Here is a 25,751-nt window from a genome sequence, read left to right on the forward strand (position 1 = left end):
CTCCAGGCCCTACGCCCCCGCCCGCAGCCGCTCCCGGGCCTCCATCAAGGCGAAGCCCAGCAGGTTCGGGCCCTTCCAGCGCTCGGGGTCCGTGGCCGCCTCGTCGTCGGCGGCCAGTCCGATGCCCCACACCCGGTCCACCGGGCTGGCCTCCACCAGCACCTTCTCCCCGGTGTTCAGCAGGAACTCCCGCAGCTCGGGGTGCGCGGCGAACTTGTGGACGCTGCCCTCGATCACGATCCCGTAGCGCTCCCGCGCCCATGTCTCCTCGTCGAAGCCGCGCACGAGCCGTCCCGCCTTCTTCGCCTCGGCCGGGTGCCCGGCGGCCAGCACCTGCCGCTCCGCCTCCGCGTCGCCGAACAGCCGTGCCTTGCCGGCCATCATCCAGTGCTCCGCGGTCGCGTAGGTCACCCCGTCCACGGTGAACGGCGCCGGCCACCACTGGCTCAGACAGCTCGCGCCCACCTGCCCGTCCCGCCGCGGCCGGTGTCCCCAGAAGCAGAGGTACCTGATCGTCCTCCCCGCACGGACCTCTCTGACCAGGGCTTCCCTGGAGTCGATCTTTCCCATGCACGCGAGTGTGGCACGCGCCACTGACACTCCGTCCTGCCTTTTCGGTGTCGACTCGACACCTGGTCGACAGATTCCGTCGCGTAACCAAAAGGCAACAACGGAATCACTTGTTGGCGCCCCTGTGCTCTGTCAGGATCGGCACTCAAATCGAGCTGGAGCCACGCCACCCGCCCCCGTCAGCAGCGGGGAGCGGGGCGACGGCGGAGGAGAGCGACATGCACAACCCGGGCACCGCCACCCCGGAACGATTCCCCGCGCAGGACCTCCTCGCGGACGGCGCGCAGTACGTCGCCGGACGGCAGACCAAGGGCACCTCGGGCCGCCGCCACGCGGTCGTCGATCCCGCCACCGGCGAGGAGGTCGCCACCTGTGAACTGGCCGGCACGGCAGACGTCGACGCGGCGGTCGCCGCCGCCCGCGCCGCCTTCCCCGGCTGGGCCGGTGCCACGCCCGGCGAGCGCTCGGACGCGCTGCACCGCTTCGCCACCGTCCTCGCCGAGCGCGCCGAGGACTTCGCCCGCGCCGAGTCGCTCCAGTGCGGCAAACCCTTGAAGCTGTCCCGGGAGTTCGACGTCCCCGGCACCGTCGACAACACCGCCTTCTTCGCCGGGGCCGCCCGGCACCTGCAGGGGCAGTCGGCCGGCGAGTACTCCGGCGACCACACCTCCTACGTCCGCCGCGAGCCCATCGGCGTCGTCGGCTCCATCGCGCCGTGGAACTACCCGCTGCAGATGGCCGCCTGGAAGATCCTCCCGGCCGTCGCCGCGGGCAACACCATCGTGCTCAAACCCGCCGAACTCACCCCGCTCACCTCGCTGATGTTCGCCCGCGCCGCCACGGACGCGGGCATCCCGGACGGCGTGATCAACATCGTCACCGGCACCGGCCGGGAGGCCGGCGAGCACCTGGTCGGCCACCCCGACGTGGCCATGACCTCCTTCACCGGCTCCACCGCCGTCGGCAAGCGGGTCGCCGAGATCGCCACCGCGACCGTCAAGCGCCTGCACCTGGAGCTGGGCGGCAAGGCGCCCTTCGTCGTCTTCGACGACGCCGACCTGGACGCGGCCGTCGAGGGCGCCGTAGCGGGCGCGCTCATCAACACCGGCCAGGACTGCACGGCCGCCACCCGCGCCTACGTGCAGCGCCCCCGCTACGAGGAGTTCGTGCGGCGGACCGCGGCGCTCATGGAGAGCGTCCGCCTCGGCGACCCGTTCGCCCCCGGCACCGACCTCGGCCCGCTGATCTCCCACGCCCAGCGCGACCGCGTGGCCGGCTTCGTCGACCGGGCGCGCGCCTACGCACGCGTGGTCACCGGCGGCGAGGCGCCCGGCGGGGACCTCGCCAAGGGCGCCTACTACCGGCCGACCCTCGTCGCGGACGCCGCGCAGGACAGCGAGATCGTCCAGTCGGAGATCTTCGGCCCGGTGCTGGTCGTCCTGCCGTTCGACACCGACGACGAGGGCATCCGCCTGGCCAACGACACCCCGTACGGCCTGGCCGCCTCCGCCTGGACCCGCGACGTGTACCGGGCGGGCCGGGCCACCCGCGAGATCAAGGCCGGGTGCGTGTGGGTCAACGACCACATCCCGATCATCAGCGAGATGCCGCACGGCGGCTACAAGGCCTCCGGCTTCGGCAAGGACATGTCCGCCTACTCCTTCGAGGAGTACACCCAGATCAAGCACGTCATGTTCGACAACACCGCGGTGGCCCGCAAGGACTGGCACCGCACGATCTTCGGGGACCGATAGCCACTTCCCTTTGGCCCGTGACCAGGCCGAACCCTGACGAAAGGGCACCACGCGCATGGAGCAGTACGAGCCCGAACGCCGCACCGAGGCCCCCGTCGCCGCCCTACGGCGCGGTCTGCGCGGCGGACGGGCCGCCCTCACCCGCCGTTCGCTGCTGCGCGCCTCGGCGGGCGGCGCGCTCGCCGTCGGCGGACTCGGCACGCTGTCCGCCTGCGGGATCCCCGCGGCGGGCAGGACCCAGGGCGGCAGCGCCTCCGCGGACCACTCGGCGAAGGAGAAGGTCGTCGACTTCTCCAACTGGCCCGAGTACATCGACGTGGACGACAGCGGCAAGCACCACCCCACACTGGAGACGTTCGCCCGGCAGACCGGCATCCAGGTCAAATACACCGAGGACATCAACGACAACAACGAGTTCTTCGGCAAGATCAAGCCGCAGCTCGCCGCCGGCCAGGACACCGGCCGGGACCTCATCGTCCTCACCGACTGGCTGGCCGCGCGGGTGATCCGCCTGGGCTGGGTGCAGAAACTCGACCCGTCGAACCTGCCGCACGCCTTCGCCAACCTGGCCGGGCAGTTCCGCGCCCCGCAGTGGGACCCGGGGCACGCCTACTCCTACCCCTGGCAGGGCGTCTCCACGGTCGTCGCCTTCAACAAGAAGGCGCTGGACGGCATCGAGGTGAAGTCGGTCTCCGACCTGCTCGACAACCCCAGGCTCAAGGGCCGGGTGGGCATGCTGTCCGAGATGCGCGACAGCATCGGCATGACGCTGCTCGACATGGGCAAGGACCCGGAGAAGGTCACCGCCGACGACTACGACGCGGCGATCGCCCGCATCCAGAAGGCCGTCGACAAGGGCCAGATCCGCCGCTTCACCGGCAACGACTACACCTCCGACCTCACCAAGGGCGACCTGGCCGCCTGCCTGGCATGGGGCGGCGACGTCGTCCAGCTCCAGGCGGACAACCCGGACGTCGACTACCTCATCCCGGACGCCGGTTACCTCACCTCCACCGACTGCCTGCTGGTGCCGAACAAGGCCCGGCACAAGGCGAACGCCGAGCGGCTCATCGACTTCTACTACCGGCCCGAGCAGGCCGCGGCGCTCGCCGCCTACACCTACTACGTGTCTCCGGTCGACGGCGTGAAGCCCTACCTTGCGAAGATCGACAAGGCGGCGGCGGACAATCCGCTGATCCTCCCCGACAAGGCCACGGCCGCCAGGTCCCACACCTTCCGCATGCTCGGCGAGAAGGAAGAGGCCGCCTACGAAGAGAAGTTCGCGAAGCTCACAGGGGCGTGACGACGATGAAGACCACACCAGAGACGACGGACCACGGCGGCGACGTCCGCCTGACCGGCATCAGCAAGCGCTACGGCGCCTTCACCGCGGTGCACCCGCTGGACCTGACCGTGCCGCAGGGCTCCTTCTTCGCCCTGCTCGGCGCCTCCGGTTGCGGCAAGACCACCACCCTGCGGATGATCGCCGGCCTGGAGGAGCCCAGCGAGGGCACCGTCCACCTCGGCGACCAGGACGTGACCCACCTGCCGCCGTACAAGCGGCCGGTGAACACCGTCTTCCAGTCCTACGCCCTCTTCCCGCACCTGGACATCTTCGAGAACGTCGCCTTCGGTCTGCGCCGGCGCGGCATCAAGGGCGTGAAGAAGCAGGTCGAGGAGATGCTGGAGCTGGTGCAGCTCGGCGAACAGGCCCGCAAGAAGCCGCACCAGCTCTCCGGCGGCCAGCAGCAGCGCGTCGCCGTGGCCCGCGCGCTGATCAACCACCCCAAGGTGCTGCTGCTCGACGAGCCGCTGGGCGCCATGGACCTGAAGCTGCGCCGCCAGATGCAGCTGGAGCTCAAGCGCATCCAGACCGAGGTCGGCATCACCTTCGTCCACGTCACCCACGACCAGGAGGAGGCCATGACCATGGCCGACACCGTCGCGGTGATGAACGCCGGCCGGGTCGAGCAACTGGGCACACCCACCGACCTGTACGAGAACCCGCGCACCACGTTCGTCGCCAACTTCCTCGGCACCTCCAACTTCGTCGAGGCGGAGATCGACGCCCACAGCGGCGAGGAGATCGTCGTGAAGGCGGGCGGCGGCAAGCTCGTGCTGCCCGCCGCGCGATGTTCCGCCCCCACCACCACCGGCGGGAAGGTGCTCGTCGGCGTGCGCCCCGAGAAGGTCTCCCTCACCCACGCCGACGACGCGGGCGCGATCCCCGCGGGCCGCAACCGCATCACCGGCCGCATCGCCGACTCCAGCTTCATCGGCGTGTCCACCCAGTACGTCATCGACAGCCCCGTCTGCCCCGACTTCGAGGTGTACGCCCAGAACATCGACCGCGACCCGCGCCTGGTGCCCGGCACCGAGGTCGTCGTGCACTGGAACCCGGCGCACACCTTCGGTCTCGACGCCACCCAGGACATCGACGCGGGCGTGGAGAGTGTCGAGGAGGAAGCCGCCTGATGGCAGCCGTCACCGAGGCGCCGCCACCGCTCGCGCCCACCGCCCCCCAGAACAAGCCGCCGCGCAGACGGGGCCGCCTGACCCCGTACTGGCTGCTGCTGCCCGGCATCCTGTGGCTGGTCGTCTTCTTCGCCCTGCCGATGATCTACCAGGCGTCCACGTCCGTGCAGACCGGTTCCCTGGAGCAGGGCTACAAGGTCACCTGGCACTTCGCGACCTACTGGGACGCGCTGTCGGAGTACTGGCCGCAGTTCCTGCGTTCCGTGCTGTACGCGGCCGCTTCGACGATCCTGTGTCTGCTGCTCGGCTATCCGCTGGCCTATCTGATCGCCTTCCGCGCCGGCCGCTGGCGCAACCTGATCATGATCCTGGTGATCGCGCCGTTCTTCACCAGCTTCCTGATCCGCACCCTGGCCTGGAAGACGATCCTCGCCGACGGCGGCCCGGTCGTCGGCGCCCTGAACACCCTGCACGTCCTGGACGTGACCAACTGGCTCGGCTGGACCTCCGGCGACCGGGTGCTGGCCACCCCGCTGGCGGTGGTGTGCGGTCTGACGTACAACTTCCTGCCGTTCATGATCCTGCCGCTGTACACCTCGCTGGAGCGGATCGACGGGCGGCTGCACGAGGCGGCGGGCGACCTGTACGCCAAGCCCTTCACCACCTTCCGCAAGGTCACCTTCCCGCTGTCCATGCCGGGCGTGGTCTCGGGCACCCTGCTGACCTTCATCCCGGCGGCCGGCGACTACGTCAACGCCGACCTGCTCGGCTCCACCGACACCCGCATGGTCGGCAACGTCATCCAGACGCAGTTCCTGCGGATCCTCGACTATCCGACGGCCGCGGCCCTGTCCTTCATCCTCATGGCCGCCATTCTCCTCATGGTCACCGTCTACATCCGCAGGTCCGGGACGGAGGATCTGGTCTAAATGCCCTTCGTCACCTGGCTCAAGCGCCATCTCGTCGTCATCGCCGGACTGCTGACGCTCGCATACCTGCTGCTGCCGAACATCGTCGTCACGGTCTTCTCCTTCAACAAACCCAAGGGCCGTTTCAACTACGAGTGGCAGCAGTTCTCCACCGACGCCTGGAAACACCCGTGCGGCGTCGCCGACATGTGCGGTTCGCTCTCGCTCAGCCTGCAGATCGCCGTCTGGGCGACGCTCGGCGCCACCGTCCTGGGCACGATGATCGCCTTCGCGCTGGTCCGCTACCGCTTCCGCGCACGCGGCGCCGTCAACTCGCTGATCTTCCTGCCGATGGCGATGCCCGAGGTCGTCATGGCCGCCTCCCTGCTCACCCTGTTCCTCAACATGGGCGCCCAGCTGGGCTTCTGGACGATCCTCATCGCCCACATCATGTTCTGCCTCAGCTTCGTCGTCACCGCCGTCAAGGCCCGCGTGATGTCGATGGACCCGCGCCTGGAGCAGGCCGCGCAGGACCTCTACGCCGGGCCGGCGCAGACGTTCCTGAGGGTCACGCTGCCCATCGCGGCACCCGGAATCGCCGCGGGCGCGCTGCTCGCCTTCGCGCTGTCCTTCGACGATTTCATCATCACCAATTTCAACGCGGGCTCGACGGTCACCTTCCCCATGTTCGTGTGGGGTTCGGCGCAGCGCGGCACACCCGTCCAGATCAATGTCATCGGTACGGCCATGTTCGTCATCGCCGTACTGTTCGTGCTGGCCGCCATGGCCGTCGGAAACCGCCGCAACCGGCGCCAGGCATGAACGGCACGCGATTGCCGTCCGATTGACGAAGCACCACCCGATCGACAAGGCATCATCCGCTCGACGAGGCACCACTCGGATAACTCTGTAGGGAGTTGAAATCATGGCCCCGAGCGCCATGACCCGTTGGACGAAGTCGCTCTGTGAGGCCCAGCCGGTCCCGTACTGGCTCGACGACCCCGGCCGCCCCCGCCCCGAGCCCGCCCTGACCGGCGCGGAGACCTGCGACCTGCTGGTCGTGGGCGGTGGCTACAGCGGACTGTGGACCGCGCTGATCGCCAAGGAGCGCGACCCGGACACGGACGTGGTGCTGGTGGAGGGCCGGGAGGCGGGCTGGGCCGCCTCCGGCCGCAACGGCGGCTTCTGCGCCGCCTCCCTCACCCACGGCCTGGCCAACGGCCTCGCCCGCTGGCCGCAGGAGATCCACAAGCTGGAGGAACTGGGCGTCCGCAACCTCGACGCCATCGAGGAGGCGGTCGCCCGCCACGGGATCGACTGCGAGTTCGAGCGCACCGGCGAGATCGACGTCGCCACCGAGCCGTACCAGGCCTGGGAGCTGGAGGAGTGGTACGCGGAACTGAAGGACAAGGGCCTGGCCGAGGGCATCGAGTTCCTGGACCGGGATGCGGTGCGCGAGCAGGTCGCCTCGCCCACCTTCGAGGCCGGCCTGTGGGACCGCCGCGGCGTGGCCATGCTCCATCCGGCCAAGCTCGTCTGGGGCCTGAAGCGGGCCTGCATCGGCCTCGGCGTGCGCGTCTACGAGCACACCCCCGCCCTGTCCCTGAAGCCGTACGGCGCCGGCATGGCCGCCCGCACCCCCTACGGCCAGGTCCGCGCCCGCCGGGTCGCCCTCGGCACCAACGTCTTCCCCAACCTGATCGGGCGCGTGCGCCCGTACACGGTCCCGGTGTACGACTCCGCGCTGATGCCCGAGCCGCTCACCGACGGGCAGCTGGCGTCGATCGGCTGGCACACCCGCCAGGGTTTCGGCGACAGCGCCAACCAGTTCCACTACTTCCGCCTCACCGCCGACCACCGCATCCTGTGGGGCGGCTACGACGCCGTCCACCACTACGGCGGCCGGGTGCGCGCCGAGTACGACGACCGCCCCGAGACGTACGCCAAGCTCGCCGGGCACTTCTTCACCTGCTTCCCGCAGCTGGAGGGCGTGCGCTTCACCCACGCCTGGGGCGGCGCGATCGACACCTGCTCGCGTTTCTCGGCGTTCTTCGGCACCGCCCACCAGGGCAAGGTGGCGTACGCGGCCGGCTACACGGGCCTGGGCGTCGGCGCGACCCGCTTCGGCGCCGAGGTGATGCTCGACCTGCTGGCGGGGGAGCGCACCGAGCGCACCGAACTGGAGATGGTGCGCAAGAAGCCCGTCCCCTTCCCGCCCGAGCCCTTCGCCTGGACCGGCATCGCGCTCACCAAGTGGTCACTGGCCCGGGCCGACGCGCACGGCGGCCGGCGCAACCTGTGGCTGCGCACCATGGACCGGCTGGGCCTCGGCTTCGACAGCTGAGCGGCGGAGGCTGTGATCCGGTTCACTCCAACGAGGGGCCGCGATCCGCGTAATGCCTGAGCGGCGACCTCCCTCTCCCTCGTGGCGCACCGTGCGCCCATGGCGAAGAGGGAGGTTCACTCATGACGGGGACCAGGTCGGCGCTGGCGTGGCTGGCGTCCGTGGCACCCGACCCCCGGGCCTGCAGGCGGCAGTGGGAACGCGACCCGAAGTCGGTCGCCCTGCTGCCCGCCGGCAAGGCGTGGGACGTGCTGTTCCTGCCGGGCGCACTCGGCTACCCCACACTCGACGTCCTCTCCCGCGTCCTGGACCGGCTCGGCCCGGTCCTGGCCGGTTCCGGTGACGCCCGGCTGGGCTTCCTGGTGCCGCCGGGCACGGCGGCCCGCTGGGTGGGCACCGGGGTGCGCGGCGCGGGACACGGCACCTGGATCGTCGTGCCGTATCCCGACCGGTCCGCCGGAACGGTTCGCTGGCTCGTCCCCCCGGACGGCTCGGGCACCCTCACCGACCCGGCCTTGCTGGAGCTGGCGATGCACGAGGCGGCGGCGCTGGCGGCGCGGCGGGAGGACGACGGCTGAACCGGGACACGCGGCAGCACCGCATCCGGTCCACCGGGTCGTGACGCCGGCTCTTGACAACCCTATTGGTCTGGACCACATTGGGCGCGCTCCACCCCTCCAACTCCCCACGGCCCGGAGGCACTTGTGGATCGCTCCCGACCCGGACCTCGCACGCGTCGGCACCGGCTGCTCGCCGTGCTCACGGCCGGCCTGCTGGCCGTGCCCGGTCTGACCGCCCTGTCGTCGGCCGCCCGCGCGGCCGACGCCGACCTCGTGCGCAACGGCGGCTTCGAGTCCGGCCTGGACGGCTGGACCTGCACGGCCGCCGACGGCGCGACGGTCACCGCTCCCGTGCACAGCGGCACCTCAGCGCTGCGCGCCACCCCGGCGGGCAGCGACAACGCCCAGTGCGCGCAGACGGTGTCCGTGCGGCCGAACTCCGCGTACACGCTGTCCGGTTACGTCCGCGGCGCATACGTCTACCTCGGCGCGAGCGGCACGGGCACCACCGACGTCTCCACCTGGACCGGGTCCGCCCCCGACTGGCAGCAGCTGACGACCACCTTCCGCACCGGTGCCGACACGACCGAGGTGACGATCCACACCCACGGCTGGTACGGGACGGGCACCTACTACGCCGACGACATCTCCCTCACCGGACCGGTCGGCACCCCCGCCCCGCAGCCGCCCGCCGCCCCCACGGGCCTGAGAACCGGCACGGTCACCGCCACCAGCGTGGCCCTGACCTGGTCACCGGTGACGGACGCGACGAGCTACGCGGTCTACCGGGACGGGATGAAGGCGCTCACGACCACGACACCCTCCGCGACGATCACGGGCCTGTCGCCCGCCACGGCGTACCGCTTCGAGGTCACCGCGGTCAACGGGGCCGGCGAGTCGCCGAGGTCGGCGGCCGCGACGGCGACGACACCGGCCGACTCCACCGGCCCGGGCGGCCCCGGCGGCGGCACGTCCGGCCTGCCCCCGCACGCCCTGGTCGGCTACCTCCACGCGAGCTTCGCCAACGGCTCCGGCTACACCCGCCTGGCCGACGTCCCCGACAGCTGGGACGTCATCGACCTGGCCTTCGGCGAGCCCACCTCGGTCACCTCCGGCGACATACGTTTCACCCGCTGCCCGGTCACCCAGTGCCCGAACGCCGAGTCGGACGCCGACTTCAAGGCGGCCGTCAAGGCCAAGCAGGCGGCCGGCAAGAAGGTGCTGATCTCCATCGGCGGCCAGAACGGCCAGGTCCAGCTGACCACGACGGCGGCGAGGGACACGTTCGTCACGTCGGTGTCGAAGATCATCGACGAGTACGGCCTGGACGGCCTGGACATCGACTTCGAGGGCCACTCGCTGTCCCTGAACGCGAACGACACGGACTTCAAGAACCCCACCACACCGGTGATCGTCAACCTGATCTCGGCCCTGAAGACCCTCAAGGCGAAGTACGGCGAGAAGTTCGTCCTGACGATGGCCCCCGAGACCTTCTTCGTCCAGATGGGCCACCAGTACTACGGCACCGGCAAGTGGGGCGGCCAGGACCCGCGCTGCGGCGCCTACCTGCCGGTGATCCACGCCCTGCGCGACGACCTGACCCTGCTGCACGTCCAGGACTACAACTCGGGGCCGATCATGGGCCTGGACGACCAGTACCACTCGATGGGCGGCGCCGACTTCCACATCGCCATGACCGACATGCTCCTGACGGGCTTCACGGTGGCCGGCGACCCGGCGAACGTCTTCCCGCCCCTGCGCCCCGACCAGGTCGCCATCGGTATGCCGGCCTCCACCCAGGCGGGCAACGGCTACGTGCCTCCGGCGGAGGTCACCAGGACCCTGGACTGCCTCACCAAGAGGACGAACTGCGGCGCGTACACCCCCCACGGCACGTGGCCGGACCTGCGCGGCGTGATGACCTGGTCGATCAACTGGGACCGGTACGGCGACTGGCAGTTCCAGCGGACCTTCGACACGTACTTCGGCTGAGCGGCCCCAGCGTCAGGAACAGCAGGGTCAGCAACACCAGGGACAGACACCAACTGGCCACGACGTCCAGTGGCCAGTGGTACCCGCGCCGCACCAGCCCGTAGGAGACCGCGAGCACGAGCACACCCCACACCGCCACGACCGCCCCCCGCGCGCGCCGCGAGCGCACCCAGGGCAGCAGCACCAGCGCGGCCGCCCCGTAGGCGACGGCGGCCGTCGCGGTGTGCCCGGAGGGGAAGTACCCGTCACCCGGCGGCATGACGGAGGTCCCGCCCCGGTGGGTCCAGTCCTTCAGCGGCACGACGACGGCGGGCAGCACCGCCATCAGCACCGCGGCGGCCCCCGGCGCCCCCCACCACCACCGCACGTCCGATCGGTGAGGAGACCCGGAGCCCGGGGGCTCCGGTTGTGTGCGCGAGGCACGTACCAGGTCGAAGCTGGGGAGGCCACGGCCTGATGTCGCCCACGGTTTCCCGTGAGCGGGTGTATCTCTCATCTGGGAGAGAACCTACGGCAGCGGAAGGGGGAAGGACAGCCGGATCGGCGTCCTGCCATCCTCCTCCCACACCTTCTTCACATGCTCTGCTTCCGGTTCCGCCGGATGTGCGAATCCGGTGCTCAGATGCGCGCGAACGCCTGCTCGATGATGTCCAGGCCCTCGTTCAGCAGGTCCTCGCCGATCACCAGCGGGGGCAGGAAGCGGAGCACGTTGCCGTAGGTGCCGCAGGTGAGCACGAGCAGGCCCTCGGCGTGGCAGGCCTTGGCGAGCGCGGCCGTGGCCTCCGGGTTCGGCTCCTTGGTCGTACGGTCCTTGACCAGCTCGATGGCGATCATGGCGCCGCGGCCGCGGACGTCACCGATGACGTCGAACTTCTCCTGCATCGCGGTCAGGCGGCCCTTCATGACCTCCTCGATCCGCTTCGCCTTGGCGTTGAGGTCCAGCTCCTTCATCGTCTCGATCGCGCCGAGCGCGCCCGCGCAGGCGACCGGGTTGCCGCCGTAGGTGCCGCCCAGGCCGCCCGCGTGGGCGGCGTCCATGATCTCGGCGCGGCCGGTGACCGCGGCGAGCGGGAGGCCACCGGCGATGCCCTTGGCCGTCGTGATCAGGTCGGGGACGATGCCCTCGTCCTCACAGGCGAACCACTGGCCGGTGCGGCAGAAGCCGGACTGGATCTCGTCGGCGACGAAGACGATGCCGTTGTCCGCGGCGAACTGGCGGATCGCGGGCAGGAAGCCCTTGGCCGGCTCGATGAAGCCGCCCTCGCCGAGCACCGGCTCGATGATGATCGCGGCCACGTTCTCCGCGCCGACCTGCTTGGAGATCTGGTCGATGGCGGCCTTGGCGGCCTCGGGGCCGCAGTTGTCCGCGCCGGTCGGCCAGCGGTAGGCGTAGGCCAGCGGGGCGCGGTAGACCTCGGGGGCGAACGGGCCGAAGCCGTGCTTGTACGGCATGTTCTTCGCCGTCAGCGCCATGGTGAGGTTGGTGCGGCCGTGGTAGCCGTGGTCGAAGACGACGACCGCCTGGCGCTTGGTGTAGGCGCGGGCGATCTTGACGGCGTTCTCGACGGCCTCGGCGCCGCTGTTGAACAGCGCGGACTTCTTCGCGTGGTCGCCCGGCGTCAGCTCGGCCAGCGCCTCGGCGACGGCCACGTAGCCCTCGTACGGCGTGACCATGAAACACGTGTGGGTGAAGTCGGCGAGCTGCGCGGAAGCACGGCGCACCACGGCCTCGGCGGAGGCGCCGACGCTGGTCACGGCGATGCCGGAGCCGAAGTCGATGAGGCGGTTGCCGTCGACGTCCTCGATGATGCCGCCGCCCGCGCGCGTGACGAAGACCGGCAGCGTGGAGCCCACACCCTGCGCGACCGCCGCGGTCCGGCGGGCCTGCAGCTCCTGCGACTTCGGGCCGGGGATGGCGGTGGCGACGTGACGCGTCTGCTCGAGTGCGGTCATGGGGGGCTCCCTGGTCGGATCGTGCGGGGGCGTTTTTCGGACGCTTTCCTTCTTTTGTGCAGGCTAGGGCCGCACAAGGGGGCTGGGCATGCTCCATGTGGGCGTTGTCGGCCATCGCGGTTGTCCGCGATGGATATAGAGGGGTGGGGGAGGGGAGGTCCCGGACGGGCACCGCGGCGGCGCGACGGCGTGCGGCTCGCCGCGTCACCGGTGAACTCCCCTTTGCCCAGGGTTAGATTGACTCGCTGATGGTGGACGCAACGGCTGGCCGGGGAGCGACGGCGATGGACGACGGGACGCAGGACGCCCAGGGTACGCATCAGGGGCGCCGGGCAGTACCAGGCCGCCGACCTGCTGACCGCCGAGGTGGCCGGCGCTCGGATGAACGACGTGGACTGCGCCCGCGTGCAACGGGCCTGGGACCGCGCCCGGCGCGAAGGCGGCCTGGCCGGCTTCACCGAGACCGTGCTGCAGCGCGGCGGCGCCGCCTGGACCCACCCCTCCGGCGCCCGCGACCTGCCCGCCCCGCGCGCCCGGCACGACCTGCTCCAGGGCCAGGTGCGGCTCGGTCGCTGGGTGGCGGGCGAGCGGACCCCGCGCGCCTACCACGACGCCGGCGCGGCCCTGGCCCCGGATCTGCTGGGCACCTCCCTGCTGGTGATCGGCCCGCCCGGCTCGGGCAAGACCCGGCACGTCGTCGAGCCGGTCACCGAATCCCTCGCCCTGCAGGCGCTCACCGGCGCCTGCGCGGTCGTCGCGGTCTGCGCCGCCGGCACACCGCTGGGTCAGGACGGCGCCTACGACGTGGTGGTCCGCATCGGCGATCCGGCCTCCGTGCACGACCTGGACCCCTACGCCGAGTCCGACGACCCCGACGAGGCGGCCGCCGTCCTCGCCGAGGCGCTGGCCGGGGACCTGGACACCGTCTCCGCCCAGAGCGCCGCCACCGCGCTCGCCCAACTGCTCGGCCCCTACCGGGCTCTCCACGGCCGTTTCCCGTCGCTGCCCGTGCTGCGCGAGCTGCTGGAGGGCGATCCGGGCGCGCTGGCGGCGCTGCGGGCGGGCCTGGCGGCCGACGAGCACGCCGTGATGCGCCGCGAGCTGGACGCGCGGATGCGGCAGGCCGGCACCGCGGCCGACGTCGGCCCCGTCCTCGCCGACCGGCTCGCGCTGCTCGACCGGCCGGTCTTCGCCGGCTTCTTCGGCGCCGGGGACCCCGCCGACGGCAGGCCGTTCTCGCTGCGCGCCGTCGCCCACCATCCGCTGCGGGTCCGCATCGACCTGCCCGAGCGCGGCCACGAGGAGGCGGCCCGGCTGATCACCCGCCTGGTGCTGGCCCAGTTCCACACGGTCGTACGGGACACCCGCCGCCCGCACTTCGCGTGCCTGGTCCTCGACGACGCCACCGGGAGCGTCACGCCCGAGTCGGTGCGCCGCATCCAGCGGCTGCGCGCGCAGAACGCCGGGGTCGTCCTGGCGCTGCGCACGATCGCGGACGTACCGGAGGCGCTGCACGGCCCGCTGCTGGGCGCGGTCGGCTGCCGGATGGCGCTGTCCGGGGTCACCACCTGGGACGGCAGCCGGTTCGCGCACGCCTGGGGCACCGAGTGGGTGGAGACCACGGAGGTCGCCAAGCACACGGTCTTCGCCGACCAGCCCATGACCCGGGCCATCCACGCCCTGCGCAAGGTGGTCACCGGCAAGGCGGTGACCACCGACGCCGTCACCACCAAGCAGGTCGAGCGGGAGCGCTGGTCCGCCTCCCAGCTGGCCCACGAGGTCCCGCCGGGCCACGCGGTGCTGTCGCTGACCAGCGTGCGCGGCGAGCACGCGCCACCGCTGCTGATCGACCTGCGCGGCTGAACGGGACCGGCGAACCGGACGACGGGAAAAGGATCCTTGCGGCTCCCCGCGGCTGGCGGCCCGCTACGGCGCATTCCGGTCTCCCGGGGACCGTACAGTGAGGCAGAATCGACACAGGCCGTTCATACGCGGCGGCCAAAAGATCACAACGATCACCCGCCCTCCGCAGACCTGAAGGCCTCATGCCCCCGACGCTCGCCTCGCTCGTCCACCACTCGGCGCTCAAGCTGACCGTGCGCGCGGGCGCGGACCGCCTGGACGTGCCCGTGCGCTGGGCACACGTCAGCGAGCTGGCCGACCCCGTGCCCTACATGGAGGGCGGGGAGCTGCTGCTGATCACCGCGCTGAAACTGGACGCCGAGGACCCCGAGGCCATGCGCCGCTATGTGAAGCGGCTGGTCAAGGCCGGAGTCGTCGGGCTGGGCTTCGCCGTCGGGGTGAACTACGACGAGATCCCCGCCGCGCTCGTCGAGGCCGCGGAGGAGGAGGGCCTGCCGCTGCTGGAGGTGCCCCGGCGCACCCCGTTCCTCGCCATCAGCAAGGCGGTGTCCGCCGCGATCGCCGCCGACCAGTACCGCGCGGTGACCGCCGGCTTCGCCGCCCAGCGGGAGCTGACCAAGCAGGCCCTGAACGCCGGTCCCGAGGGCCTGCTGAGCGCGCTCGCCGCCCAGGTGGACGGCTGGGCCGCGCTCTACGACGCCTCCGGTGCCGTCGTCGCCACCGCACCGGAGTGGGCCGGCCGCAGGGCCGCCCGGCTCACCACGGACGTCGAACGGCTGCGCGAGCGACCCGCGCCCGCCTCCGCGGTGGTCGGCGGCCCCGAGACCGAGGACCGCGTCGAACTGCACTCCATCGGCACCAGCCGCCGCCCGCGCGCCGCGCTCGCCGTCGGCACCGCCGCCCCGCTCGGCACGGCCGAGCGGTACGCCGTGCACTCCGCCATCGCCCTGCTCACCCTCACCACGGAACGCTCCCGCTCGCTGCACGCCGCCGAGCAGCGCATCGGCGCCGCCGTGCTCCGCATGCTGCTCGCCGGGCAGCCCGACCACGCCCGGGCCGTCGCCGGCGACCTGTACGGCGGCCTGCTGGACGCACCGTTCCGGATGATCGTGGCCGAGTCCGCCTCGGCGTCCGCCGCGCGAGCGCACGCCGAGGCGCACGCGCGTGTCAGGCCCGCCCCGCCCACCGGCGGCGGCGCACCGGCCGCCACCGGCACCGGGGGCGACCCGCTCGCCGCGCTCGCCGAGGTCGTCGAGGCCGCGGCGGCACGCTCCGGCGAGGCGGTCCTCGTCGTCCCCGACGGGGAGCGCCTGGTGGTGCTGGCCGCGGACGGCGGCGCGGCCGTCACCGCGTGCACCGAGCACGCCGCCGCGCTGGAGGCGGCCCGCGCCCAGGCCGTGCGGGAGCAGCGCCCCGCCGACGAGGACGAGCTGGTCGTGGGCCTGTCGGCGCCGGCCGGTCCGATCGCGGCCGCCGCCGGGTACAAGCAGGCCGAGCAGGCGCTGTCGGTGGCCCGGCGGCGCGGCCGGGTGCTCGTCGAGCACGAGCAGCTGGCCTCCGGGTCCGTGCTGCCGCTGCTGGCCGACGACGCCGTGCGGGCGTTCGCGGACGGACTGCTGCGGGCGCTGTACGAGCACGACGCGACCGGCCGCGGCGACCTCGTCGCCTCGCTGCGGGCCTGGCTGTCGCGCCACGGCCAGTGGGACGCGGCCGCCGCCGACCTCGGCGTGCACCGGCACACCCTGCGCTACCGGATGCGGCGGGTGGAGGAGATCCTCGGACGCTCGCTGGACGACCCGGACGTGCGGATGGAGCTGTGGCTGGCGCTGAAGGCCACGGCCACGGAGCAGCCGTAGCGACGGACCGGACCCCTGCCCGTTCCCCGCGGTCGCACGACGAACCGGGGACGTATGACGAACCCGCGGACGCACGACGAACGCGCGGTCGCACGACGAAAGGCGCGGTCGTACGACGAAAGGCGCGGTCGTACGACAAACAGGCGCACCCGTACCCGACACTGCTCCACCACGGACAAGCGCCGTTGCGCCGCGCGCGCCCTACCGTTGTCCGCGCAAGCACAACACCCCCAAGCACGGAAGGGCCGGGACTCGCACATGACTTCCACCCACGCCTTCTGGCTCGCCGGCCGCCAGGCCACCGGCGAGGACACCTTCGACGTCACCTCCCCGTGGGACGGCCGGCTGGTCGGGAAGGTCAGCGTGCCCACCGACGCCCAGGTCGAGGAGGCCGTGGCCGCCGCGCACGCCGTGCTGGACGAGTTCGCCGCCACCCCGGCCCACGTGCGCGCCGCCGCCCTGGACCACGTCAGCAAGCGGCTGGCCGAGCGCACCGAGGAGATCGCGCAGCTGATCTCCGCCGAGAACGGCAAGCCGATCAAGTGGGCGCGCGGCGAGGTCGGGCGCGCGGTGTCCGTGTTCCGCTTCGCCGCGGAGGAGGCCCGCCGGTTCAACGGCGGCGAGGCCCAGCGCCTGGACACCGACGCGGGCGGCCAGGGCCGCCTCGCCGTCACCCGCCGCTTCCCCAAGGGCGTCGTCCTCGGCATCGCGCCGTTCAACTTCCCGCTGAACCTGTGCGCGCACAAGGTCGCCCCGGCCATCGCCGCCGGCGCCCCGATCATCCTCAAGCCGGCCCCGGCCACCCCGCTGTCCGGGCTGATCCTCGGCGAGCTGCTGGCCGAGACGGACCTGCCGGCCGGTTCCTGGTCCGTGCTGACCGTCACCAACGACAAGATGCCCGCCCTGGTGCAGGACGAGCGGCTGCCCGTCATCTCCTTCACCGGCTCCGACAAGGTCGGCTACGCCATCGAGGCGTCCGTGCCGCACAAGCACTGCACCCTGGAGCTGGGCGGCAACGCCGCCGCCGTCGTCCTCGCCGACTACTCCTCCGACGAGGACCTGGACTGGGCCGCGAGCCGCATCGCGACCTTCTCCAACTACCAGGCCGGCCAGTCCTGCATCTCCGTGCAGCGCGTGATCGCCGACGCCGCCGTCTACGACCGGCTGCTGCCGCGCATCGTGGCCGCCGTCGAGGCGCAGGGCACCGGCGACCCGTCCGACCCGTCCACCGACGTCGGCCCGCTGGTCAGCGAGGACGCCGCCAAGCGCGTGGAGTCCTGGGTCGAGGAGGCGGTCGGCGCGGGCGCGAAGCTGCTCACCGGCGGCAAGCGCGACGGCGCCACCTACGCCCCGACCGTCCTCACCGACGTCCCGGCCGGCGTGACCCTCGCCACCGAGGAGGTCTTCGGCCCGGTCCTGACCGTGCAGAAGGTGGACGGCGAGGCAGAGGCGTTCGCCGCCGTCAACGACTCCAAGTTCGGCCTGCAGGCGGGCGTGTTCACCCACGACCTGCAGACCGCCTTCCGCGCCCACCGCGCCCTGGAGGTCGGCGGTGTCGTCATCGGCGACGCGCCGTCCTACCGCGCCGACCAGATGCCCTACGGCGGCGTCAAGCAGTCCGGCGTGGGCCGCGAGGGCGTGCGTTCGGCCATGGACGACTACACCTACGAGCGCGTCCTGGTCCTGACCGGCCTGGCCCTGTAAGGCCCGCCCGGCCGGGCCCCACGGGGTCCGGCCGGTGGCCTGTCGCGGACGACGGCCCGAGCCCATTGTGCGGGGGCTCGGGCCGTTTTCGTCTCCGCAGCGGTCGGCCGCCGAAGGCGCTGTGGTCTTGGGCGACCGCTTTGCCGGACCTGACGTCCCGTCACGGACACTGGGCTCAGGGCAGGATGGAGTCGACGTAACCGCCGTCGACGCGCACGGCGCCGCCCGTGGTGGCCGAGGCGTAGGGCGAGGCGAGGTAGACGACCAGGTGGGCGATCTCCTCCGGCTCGATCAGGCGCTGCAGCAGGGACTGTGGACGGTACTTGACCATGAACTCGCGCTGCGCCTCGTCCCAGGGGAGTTCCTCGCCGACGAGTTCGCGGACGAAGTCCTCGACTCCACCGGTGTGGGTGGGGCCGGCGATGACGGAGTTGACGGTGACGCCGGTGCCGGCGGCGTCCTTGGCGAAGCCGCGGCTGACGGCGAGCAGCGAGGTCTTCGTCATGCCGTAGTGGATCATCTCGGCGGGGATGACCACGGCCGAGTCGCTGGCGAGGTTCAGGACGCGCCCCCAGCCCCGTTCCTTCATACCGGGCAGGTAGGCGCGGATGAGCCGCACCGCGGACAGGACGTTCACCTCGAAGTAGCGGCGCCACTCTGCGTCGTCGATCTCCAGCGCGGGGGCGGCGCCGAAGATGCCGAGGTTGTTGACGAGGATGTCGACCGAGGGCACGGCCTCCACTACGGCGGCGGCGCCCTGCTCCGTCGCCAGGTCGCCCGTGGCGCCGCTGACGTCGTCGCTGCCGGAGTCGGCGCGCACGGTGCGGACGGCCTCCGCGACGCGCTCCTCACCGCGTCCGTTGACCACGACGCGCGCTCCGGCGCGGGCGAGACCGGTGGCGATGGCCTGGCCGATGCCCTGGGTGGAGCCGGTGACCAGGGCGGAGCGGCCGGAGAGATCGATCTGCATGACGGGTGTCCCCTCGTCTGGGTCGTGGCGTGGAACTGCTGCAGCGGTGCGTGCCCGGCGCCTGCGGCGCCCGTCCCGCTCGCGCGTCCAAGGGGGCTGGGGAGGCGACCGGGTTCACTTCAGGATGTCGGAGGCCGGACCGGCGCGCAGGTCCGGCCCCTGCTGGGCCGCGTCGTCCGACGTGCTCGCGGACAGGCGTGCGGGGCCACGATCACCACGGCGCCGGCCACACGGCACGGGTGGGTGGTGGAGGGGGAGGAGGGCTGCGACCGGCGCCCCCGGGCCGCTCGACCCCGTCGCCGGCCGGAGGCGTCGGGCGCCCGGGATCGTGCCCCCGCCGAGGCGGGGCCGGGATCAGGGCGCGGCGGGCGCCGGTCCGGTGCTGGCGCGGACCGTCAGTTCGGGGGCGATGAGGGCCACCTCCTGGCCGCCGCGGCCGTCGAGCTTGGCCGCCAGGAGTTCGACCGCGCTGCGGCCCATCTCCTGGGCGGGCACGGCGACCGAGGTCAGGCGGACCGAGGCCTGGGCGGCGACCTGCTCGGGGCAGACCGCGAGCACCGAGACGTCCTCGGGCACGGCCCGCCCCTGCTGGCGCAGCAGGGCCAGCAACGGCTCCACCGCGGACTCGTTCTGCACGACGAAGCCCGTGGTGCCCGGCCGTTCGTCGAAGATGCGGGCGACGGTGACCGCCAGCGCGTCGTACCCGGCCTCGCAGGGCCGGTGCAGCACGCGCAGCCCCAGCTCCCGCGCCCGGGCGCGCAGGCCGTCCAGGGTGCGCTCGGCGAAGCCGGTGTGCCGCTCGTAGACGGCGGGCGCCTCGCCGATGAAGGCGATGTCGCGGTGCCCGAGCAGCGCCAGGTGCTCCACGCACAGCGCGCCCGCCGCGCCCCAGTCCAGGTCCACGCAGGTCAGGCCGGCGGTGTCGGCGGGCAGTCCGATCAGGACGCTGGGCCGGCGGGTCTCGCGCAGCAGCGGCAGGCGCTCGTCGTCGAGCTGGACGTCCATCAGGATCATCGCGTCGGCCAGGCCGCTGCCGGTGACCCGGCGGACGGCGTCGGGGCCCTCCTCGCCGGTGAGCAGCAGCACGTCGTAGCCGTGGGTGCGGGCGGTGGTGGCCACCGCGATGGCGATCTCCATCATCACCGGCACGTACATGTCCGTGCGCAGTGGGATCATGAGGGCGATGATGTTCGACCTGCCGCCGGCCAGTGCGCGGGCGCCGGCGTTGGGGTGGTAGCCCAGCTCCCGGATGCTGCGTTCGACCCGCTGCCGGGTGCTCGCGGAGATGGACCGCTTGCCGCTGAGGACGTAGCTCACCGTGCTCGCCGAGACTCCGGCGTGCTGGGCGACCTCGGCGAGGGTGACCATGTCCGCTCTCCAAGCTGGGTGAAGCGCTTCGACAGCGCGGGTCGGGTGGCTTGCTCCCTGTGGGGACGTTCGACCGTAACCCCAGGAGGCAGGCACTGTCCAGGGCCCTCGAAGCGCTTCGACTGGCACGGTCGACCGGCTCGGCATGTGACCGGTGCGGGCGCGCTGCCGGTGCGGTGCGGCTCCCGTGCGTGCACCGCGTCGGACGGGGCAGCCGGCGGCCGTGCGTCAGGTCACCCGTTCAGCCCCGTCAGGGTCCGTGGTGCCGTCGCCCGCGCCGCCGCGTCGGCGTCGGGCCCGGACCACGGCGGACGGTGGGCGCGAGCGGGCGCGGGCGGCCGGGTATCCGTGCGACAGGGGTGGTGGGCCTGCCCCGGATCGGGTACATACGAACCGGTAGCACCGGTCGGTAACGTACGCCCCCAAGATCCCTATTCGCGAGATCCCCCGAGATCTCTCTCGCGGCGAGGTGAGCCTCATGTCCGCACCAACGACCAACAAGCCCACCGTCACCGAGCGCGAAGCCCGCCAGGTGGCGGAGGCCGCTCGTGAGCAGGACTGGCGCAAGCCCAGTTTCGCCAAGGAGTTGTTCCTGGGCCGCTTCCGGCTCGACCTCATCCATCCGCATCCGCTGTCGGCCGACGACGACGTCCAGCGCGGCGAGGAGTTCCTCGCCAAGCTGCGCGACTTCTGCGAGACGAAGGTCGACGCCGCCCGCATCGAACGCGACGCGCAGATACCCGACGAGGTCATCACCGGCCTGAAGGAGATCGGCGCCCTCGGCATGAAGATCGACACCAAGTACGGCGGTCTCGGTCTGACGCAGGTCTACTACAACAAGGCGCTCGCCCTGGCCGGCTCCGCCAGCCCCGCCATCGGCGCCCTGCTCTCCGCCCACCAGTCGATCGGCGTCCCGCAGCCGCTGAAGCTGTTCGGCACCCAGGAGCAGAAGGACACCTTCCTGCCGCGCTGCGCCCGCACCGACATCTCGGCGTTCCTGCTGACCGAGCCGGACGTCGGCTCCGATCCGGCCCGCCTGGCCACCTCCGCCGTCCCCGACGGGGACGACTACATCCTCGACGGCGTCAAACTGTGGACGACCAACGGCGTGGTCGCCGACCTCCTCGTCGTCATGGCGCGCGTGCCGAAGTCCGAGGGGCACCGCGGCGGCATCACCGCCTTCGTCGTCGAGGCGGCCTCCGAGGGCATCACCGTCGAGCACCGCAACGCCTTCATGGGCCTGCGCGGCATCGAGAACGGCGTCACCCGCTTCCACCGGGTCCGCGTCCCGGCCGCCCACCGCATCGGCGAGGAGGGCCAGGGCTTGAAGATCGCCCTGACCACCCTCAACACCGGCCGGCTCTCGCTGCCCGCGATGTGCGCCGGCGCCGGCAAGTGGTGCCTGAAGATCGCCCGCGAGTGGTCCGCGGCCCGCGAGCAGTGGGGCAAGCCCGTCGCGCTGCACGAGGCGGTCGGCGCGAAGATCTCCTTCATCGCGGCCACCACCTTCGCCCTGGAGGCCGTCCTGGAGCTGTCCTCCCAGATGGCCGACGAGGACCGCAACGACATCCGCATCGAGGCCGCCCTCGCCAAGCTCTACGGCTCGGAGATGGCCTGGAAGATGGCCGACGAACTCGTCCAGATCCGCGGCGGGCGCGGCTACGAGACCGCCGCCTCGCTGGCCGCCCGCGGCGAACGCGCCGTCCCCGCCGAGCAGATGCTGCGCGACCTGCGCATCAACCGCATCTTCGAGGGCTCCACCGAGATCATGCACCTGCTCATCGCGCGCGAGGCGGTCGACGCCCACCTGTCCGTCGCCGGCGACCTCATCGACCCCGACAAGTCCCTTCAGGACAAGGCGAAGGCGGGCGCGAACGCGGGCGTGTTCTACGCCAAGTGGCTGCCCAAGCTCGTCGCGGGCCCGGGTCAGCTGCCGCGCTCCTACGCCGAGTTCCACCCGGCGGGCCACGTCGACCTCTCCGGCCACCTGCGCTACGTCGAGCGCCACGCCCGCAAGCTCGCCCGCTCCACCTTCTACGCCATGTCCCGCTGGCAGGGGAAGATGGAGACCAAGCAGGGCTTCCTCGGGCGTGTCGTCGACATCGGGGCGGAGCTGTTCGCGATGAGCGCCGCCTGCGTGCGCGCCGAGCTGCTGCGCACCCGCGGCGAGCACGGCCGCGAGGCCTACCAGCTCGCCGACGCCTTCTGCCGCCAGGCCCGCATCCGCGTCGCCGAACTCTTCGACCGGCTGTGGACCAACACCGACGATGTGGACCGCAAGGTCGTCAAGGGCGTCCTCGGCGGCGCCTACGCGTGGCTGGAGCAGGGCGTCATCGACCCCTCGGACGACGGGCCGTGGATCGCGGACGCCCACCCGGGCCCCAGCGCACGGGAGAACGTGCACCGCCCGATCCGGTAAGCCCCCTGCCGGTGGCACGGCACGCGGGCGCGCGCCCCGGGCGCATACGGGGCGCGCACCCGCCCGAGGGACGCGCTGTCCTCGCGCACAGCCGGTGCGGCCACAATGGGGGGATGAGCGACAGTGCAGCCCCTCTCGCCGACCCGCACCTCGTCTTCGACCCCGTCAGCGGGGACGGCCCCAAGGACGTGGTGGTCCTCGGGTCCACCGGGTCCATCGGCACCCAGGCCATCGACCTCGTCCTGCGCAACCCGGACCGGTTCCGGGTGACCGCGCTGTCCGCCAACGGCGGACGGGTCGGTCTGCTCGCCGAGCAGGCGCACCGGCTCCGCGTGCGGACCGTCGCCGTGGCCCGCGAGGACGCCGTACCGGCGCTGCGGGAGGCGCTCGCGGCGGAGTACGGCGGCGAGCCGCTGCCGGAGATCCTCGCCGGGCCCGACGCGGCCACCCAGGTCGCCGCCTCCGACTGCCACACCGTGCTCAACGGCATCACCGGCTCCATCGGGCTCGCCCCCACCCTCGCCGCACTGGAGGCGGGCCGCACCCTCGCGCTCGCCAACAAGGAGTCGCTCATCGTCGGCGGCCCGCTGGTCAAGGCGCTCGCCAAGCCCGGCCAGATCATCCCGGTGGACTCCGAGCACGCCGCCCTCTTCCAGGCGCTGGCCGCCGGCACCCGCGCCGATGTGCGCAAACTCGTCGTCACCGCCTCCGGCGGACCCTTCCGGGGCCGCAGCAAGGCCGACCTGGCGGACGTCACCGTCGAGGACGCCCTCGCCCACCCCACCTGGGCGATGGGCCCGGTGATCACCGTCAACTCCGCCACCCTCGTCAACAAGGGCCTGGAGGTCATCGAGGCGCACCTGCTGTACGACATCCCCTTCGAGCGCATCGAGGTCGTCGTGCACCCGCAGTCCTACGTGCACTCGATGGTGGAGTTCACCGACGGCTCCACGCTCGCCCAGGCCACGCCGCCCGACATGCGCGGCCCCATCGCCATCGGCCTGGGCTGGCCCGAACGCGTCCCCGACGCCGCCCCCGCCTTCGACTGGAGCAAGGCCTCGACCTGGGAGTTCTTCCCGCTGGACGACGACGCCTTCCCCTCCGTCGGCCTCGCCCGGCATGTGGGCCGGCTCGCGGGGACCGCACCGGCCGTGTTCAACGCCGCCAACGAGGAGTGCGTCGACGCGTTCCTGCGCGGCGCGCTGCCCTTCAACGGGATCATGGAGACCGTGACACAAGTGGTCGAGGAGCACGGCACACCCCGTGCGGGAACTACGCTGACCCTGCCGGACGTCCTCGAGGCGGAGACCTGGGCCCGCGCCCGGGCCCGGGAACTGACAGCGCAGACGGCGAATGCGGAGGCGCGTGCATGACGTCACTGATGATGATCCTCGGCATAGTCGTCTTCGTGATCGGCCTGCTGGTCTCCATCGCGTGGCACGAGCTGGGGCATCTGTCCACCGCCAAGCTCTTCGGCATCCGCGTGCCGCAGTACATGGTCGGTTTCGGCCCGACCATCTGGTCGCGGAAGAAGGGCGAGACGGAGTACGGCATCAAGGCCATCCCGTTCGGCGGCTACATCCGCATGATCGGCATGTTCCCGCCCGGCGACGACGGCCGGATCACCGCCCGCTCCACCTCGCCGTGGCGCGGCATGATCGAGGACGCCCGCTCGGCCGCCTTCGAGGAGCTGGGGCCGGGCGACGACAAGCGCCTGTTCTACACGCGGGCCCCGTGGAAGCGGGTCATCGTGATGTTCGCGGGCCCCTTCATGAACCTCGTGCTGGCGGTCGCGCTGTTCCTCACCGTGCTGATGGGCTTCGGCATCTCCCAGCAGACCACCACGGTCAGCTCGGTCTCCCAGTGCGTCATCGCCCAGAGCGAGAACCGCGACACCTGCAAGAGCACCGACGCGCCCTCCCCGGCCGCCGCGGCGGGCCTGAAGGCCGGCGACAAGATCGTCTCCTTCGACGGCGTGAAGACCGACGACTGGAACCGCCTGTCCGACCTCATCCGTGCCCACCCCGGCAAGCAGGTGCCGATCGTCGTCGAGCGCGGCGGCCACGACGTCACGCTGCATGCGAAGATCGCCACCAACCAGGTCGCCAAGAAGGACTCCCACGGCCAGATCGTCCAGGGCCAGTACGTCAACGCCGGCTTCCTCGGCTTCAGCGCCGCCACCGGCGTCGTCCGCCAGGACTTCGGTCAGTCCGTGACGTGGATGGGCGACCGCCTGGGCGAGGCCGTCGACTCCATCGCGAGCCTGCCCGGCAAGATCCCCGCCCTGTGGGACGCGGCCTTCGACGGCGCCCCCCGCCAGCCCGACTCCCCGATGGGCGTGGTCGGCGCCGCCCGCGTCGGCGGCGAGATCTTCACCCTGAACATCCCCGCCACCCAGCAACTGGCCATGGCCCTGATGCTGGTCGCCGGCTTCAACCTGTCCCTGTTCCTGTTCAACATGCTCCCGCTGCTCCCCCTGGACGGCGGCCACATCGCCGGCGCCCTGTGGGAGTCCCTGCGCCGCCACCTGGCCCGCGTGCTGCGCCGCCCGGACCCGGGCCCCTTCGACGTGGCCAAGCTCATGCCGGTGGCCTACGTGGTGGCGAGCGTGTTCATCTGCTTCACGATCCTGGTCCTGATCGCGGACGTCGTTAACCCGGTCAAGATCTCCTGACCACCCGCCGTTGGGCAGGCGGCCGGCGCGCGCGGCGCCCGGCCGCCTACCAATGAGTGGTTTACCGGGTGGGATGTGCTGGCCCAAGGTCGCGTGCCGTAATCTCGAAGCCTGGGAGCCCGCCGCTGCACGGGGCCGGACCTTGAACCACGACTTGGGGTTGCACAGCAGATGACTGCGATTTCTCTCGGCATGCCGTCCGTTCCGACCAAGCTCGCCGAGCGGCGCAAGAGCCGTCAGATCCATGTCGGGCCGGTGGCGGTGGGTGGGGACGCGCCGGTGTCGGTGCAGTCGATGACGACGACGCGGACCTCCGACATCGGGGCGACGCTGCAGCAGAT

Annotated in this window: 18 protein-coding genes and 2 pseudogenes; 15 read left to right on the top strand and 5 right to left on the bottom strand. The window is 72.0% G+C overall.

Features of this window, described 5'->3' with window-relative positions; all coding sequences use genetic code 11:
- Positions 1 to 9 precede the first annotated feature (9 nt).
- On the bottom strand, positions 10 to 570 hold the full coding sequence (gene ybiA / locus GV126_RS23720; RefSeq protein WP_159670253.1) for a riboflavin biosynthesis intermediates N-glycosidase: 561 nt from the start codon (positions 568 to 570) through the stop codon (positions 10 to 12).
- Between the two features lie 218 nt (positions 571 to 788).
- Between ybiA and GV126_RS23725 the strand changes: the two genes are divergently transcribed.
- The 8 genes from GV126_RS23725 to GV126_RS23760 all read left to right on the top strand — a co-directional run bounded on the left by GV126_RS23725 (position 789) and on the right by GV126_RS23760 (position 10,603).
- Positions 789 to 2,324 (top strand): gamma-aminobutyraldehyde dehydrogenase, encoded by a 1,536-nt coding sequence (locus GV126_RS23725; RefSeq protein ID WP_159670255.1) that lies wholly within the window; start codon positions 789 to 791, stop codon positions 2,322 to 2,324.
- Between the two features lie 55 nt (positions 2,325 to 2,379).
- On the top strand, positions 2,380 to 3,627 hold the full coding sequence (locus GV126_RS23730; protein WP_159670257.1) for a polyamine ABC transporter substrate-binding protein: 1,248 nt from the start codon (positions 2,380 to 2,382) through the stop codon (positions 3,625 to 3,627).
- Between the two features lie 5 nt (positions 3,628 to 3,632).
- Positions 3,633 to 4,799, top strand: a complete 1,167-nt coding sequence (locus GV126_RS23735) for an ABC transporter ATP-binding protein (protein WP_185947867.1) — start codon at positions 3,633 to 3,635, stop codon at positions 4,797 to 4,799.
- Positions 4,799 to 5,728, top strand: coding sequence for an ABC transporter permease (locus GV126_RS23740; RefSeq protein ID WP_159670261.1), 930 nt, complete (start codon positions 4,799 to 4,801; stop codon positions 5,726 to 5,728). Before GV126_RS23735 ends, GV126_RS23740 begins: the two co-directional genes overlap by 1 nt.
- Entirely contained in the window at positions 5,729 to 6,529 is an 801-nt protein-coding gene (locus GV126_RS23745) for an ABC transporter permease (RefSeq protein WP_159670263.1), read from the top strand.
- A gap of 103 nt (positions 6,530 to 6,632) precedes the next feature.
- Positions 6,633 to 8,051 carry an NAD(P)/FAD-dependent oxidoreductase gene (locus GV126_RS23750; RefSeq protein ID WP_159670265.1) on the top strand — a complete coding sequence of 473 codons (1,419 nt, stop codon included), beginning with the start codon at positions 6,633 to 6,635 and terminating at the stop codon, positions 8,049 to 8,051.
- A 122-nt stretch (positions 8,052 to 8,173) separates the two neighbouring features.
- Complete coding sequence (locus GV126_RS23755) at positions 8,174 to 8,629, top strand: bifunctional DNA primase/polymerase (RefSeq protein WP_159670267.1); 456 nt, start codon at positions 8,174 to 8,176, stop codon at positions 8,627 to 8,629.
- Positions 8,630 to 8,755: 126 nt separating this feature from the next.
- Positions 8,756 to 10,603 carry a chitinase gene (locus GV126_RS23760; protein ID WP_159670270.1) on the top strand — a complete coding sequence of 616 codons (1,848 nt, stop codon included), beginning with the start codon at positions 8,756 to 8,758 and terminating at the stop codon, positions 10,601 to 10,603.
- Here the strand turns inward: GV126_RS23760 and GV126_RS23765 are convergent.
- Positions 10,542 to 11,070, bottom strand: a pseudogene (locus GV126_RS23765) (phosphatase PAP2 family protein). The gene GV126_RS23760 and the pseudogene GV126_RS23765 sit on opposite strands and share 62 nt — an antisense overlap.
- Positions 11,071 to 11,221: 151 nt before the next feature.
- Positions 11,222 to 12,556 carry a 4-aminobutyrate--2-oxoglutarate transaminase gene (gabT, locus tag GV126_RS23770; protein ID WP_159670276.1) on the bottom strand — a complete coding sequence of 445 codons (1,335 nt, stop codon included), beginning with the start codon at positions 12,554 to 12,556 and terminating at the stop codon, positions 11,222 to 11,224.
- A gap of 249 nt (positions 12,557 to 12,805) precedes the next feature.
- Here gabT and GV126_RS23775 point away from each other — a divergent pair.
- The 3 genes and pseudogenes from GV126_RS23775 to GV126_RS23785 form a co-directional block, all read left to right on the top strand.
- Positions 12,806 to 14,419, top strand: a pseudogene (locus GV126_RS23775) (type IV secretory system conjugative DNA transfer family protein); the annotation flags it as partial.
- A 182-nt stretch (positions 14,420 to 14,601) separates the two neighbouring features.
- Entirely contained in the window at positions 14,602 to 16,275 is a 1,674-nt protein-coding gene (locus tag GV126_RS23780; protein ID WP_159670279.1) for a PucR family transcriptional regulator, read from the top strand.
- 258 nt (positions 16,276 to 16,533) lie between these two features.
- Complete coding sequence (locus GV126_RS23785) at positions 16,534 to 17,979, top strand: aldehyde dehydrogenase family protein (protein WP_159670281.1); 1,446 nt, start codon at positions 16,534 to 16,536, stop codon at positions 17,977 to 17,979.
- Between the two features lie 175 nt (positions 17,980 to 18,154).
- On the opposite strand, the gene GV126_RS23790 is transcribed toward GV126_RS23785, so the two are convergent.
- Both GV126_RS23790 and GV126_RS23795 read right to left on the bottom strand, forming a co-directional pair.
- Positions 18,155 to 18,949, bottom strand: coding sequence for an SDR family NAD(P)-dependent oxidoreductase (locus GV126_RS23790; protein ID WP_159670284.1), 795 nt, complete (start codon positions 18,947 to 18,949; stop codon positions 18,155 to 18,157).
- A 354-nt stretch (positions 18,950 to 19,303) separates the two neighbouring features.
- Positions 19,304 to 20,317, bottom strand: a complete 1,014-nt coding sequence (locus GV126_RS23795; RefSeq protein WP_159670286.1) for a LacI family DNA-binding transcriptional regulator — start codon at positions 20,315 to 20,317, stop codon at positions 19,304 to 19,306.
- 478 nt (positions 20,318 to 20,795) lie between these two features.
- On the opposite strand from GV126_RS23795, the gene GV126_RS23800 reads away from it, so the two are divergent.
- The 4 genes from GV126_RS23800 to GV126_RS23815 form a co-directional block, all read left to right on the top strand.
- Positions 20,796 to 22,736, top strand: coding sequence for an acyl-CoA dehydrogenase family protein (locus tag GV126_RS23800; RefSeq protein ID WP_159670289.1), 1,941 nt, complete (start codon positions 20,796 to 20,798; stop codon positions 22,734 to 22,736).
- Between the two features lie 113 nt (positions 22,737 to 22,849).
- On the top strand, positions 22,850 to 24,109 hold the full coding sequence (gene dxr / locus GV126_RS23805; protein WP_159670291.1) for a 1-deoxy-D-xylulose-5-phosphate reductoisomerase: 1,260 nt from the start codon (positions 22,850 to 22,852) through the stop codon (positions 24,107 to 24,109).
- Complete coding sequence (locus GV126_RS23810) at positions 24,106 to 25,410, top strand: site-2 protease family protein (protein WP_159670294.1); 1,305 nt, start codon at positions 24,106 to 24,108, stop codon at positions 25,408 to 25,410. The genes dxr and GV126_RS23810 overlap by 4 nt, the downstream gene beginning before the upstream one ends.
- A gap of 171 nt (positions 25,411 to 25,581) precedes the next feature.
- On the top strand, positions 25,582 to 25,751 hold a 170-nt coding region (locus tag GV126_RS23815), incomplete at its 3' end, for a flavodoxin-dependent (E)-4-hydroxy-3-methylbut-2-enyl-diphosphate synthase (RefSeq protein WP_159670296.1).

This window comes from Streptomyces mexicanus, assembly GCF_902506575.1.
GTDB lineage: Bacteria > Actinomycetota > Actinomycetes > Streptomycetales > Streptomycetaceae > Streptomyces > Streptomyces mexicanus.

Coding starts and splice junctions, on each gene's coding strand:
- GV126_RS23780 (WP_159670279.1), top strand. CDS start 14,602: ATGCCCCCGACGCTCGCCTCGCTCGTCCACCACTCGGCGCTCAAGCTG.
- GV126_RS23755 (WP_159670267.1), top strand. CDS start 8,174: ATGACGGGGACCAGGTCGGCGCTGGCGTGGCTGGCGTCCGTGGCACCC.
- GV126_RS23795 (WP_159670286.1), bottom strand. CDS start 20,317: ATGGTCACCCTCGCCGAGGTCGCCCAGCACGCCGGAGTCTCGGCGAGC.
- dxr (WP_159670291.1), top strand. CDS start 22,850: ATGAGCGACAGTGCAGCCCCTCTCGCCGACCCGCACCTCGTCTTCGAC.
- GV126_RS23810 (WP_159670294.1), top strand. CDS start 24,106: ATGACGTCACTGATGATGATCCTCGGCATAGTCGTCTTCGTGATCGGC.
- gabT (WP_159670276.1), bottom strand. CDS start 12,556: ATGACCGCACTCGAGCAGACGCGTCACGTCGCCACCGCCATCCCCGGC.
- GV126_RS23735 (WP_185947867.1), top strand. CDS start 3,633: ATGAAGACCACACCAGAGACGACGGACCACGGCGGCGACGTCCGCCTG.
- GV126_RS23740 (WP_159670261.1), top strand. CDS start 4,799: ATGGCAGCCGTCACCGAGGCGCCGCCACCGCTCGCGCCCACCGCCCCC.
- GV126_RS23785 (WP_159670281.1), top strand. CDS start 16,534: ATGACTTCCACCCACGCCTTCTGGCTCGCCGGCCGCCAGGCCACCGGC.
- GV126_RS23800 (WP_159670289.1), top strand. CDS start 20,796: ATGTCCGCACCAACGACCAACAAGCCCACCGTCACCGAGCGCGAAGCC.
- GV126_RS23725 (WP_159670255.1), top strand. CDS start 789: ATGCACAACCCGGGCACCGCCACCCCGGAACGATTCCCCGCGCAGGAC.
- GV126_RS23750 (WP_159670265.1), top strand. CDS start 6,633: ATGGCCCCGAGCGCCATGACCCGTTGGACGAAGTCGCTCTGTGAGGCC.
- GV126_RS23790 (WP_159670284.1), bottom strand. CDS start 18,949: ATGCAGATCGATCTCTCCGGCCGCTCCGCCCTGGTCACCGGCTCCACC.
- ybiA (WP_159670253.1), bottom strand. CDS start 570: ATGGGAAAGATCGACTCCAGGGAAGCCCTGGTCAGAGAGGTCCGTGCG.
- GV126_RS23730 (WP_159670257.1), top strand. CDS start 2,380: ATGGAGCAGTACGAGCCCGAACGCCGCACCGAGGCCCCCGTCGCCGCC.
- GV126_RS23745 (WP_159670263.1), top strand. CDS start 5,729: ATGCCCTTCGTCACCTGGCTCAAGCGCCATCTCGTCGTCATCGCCGGA.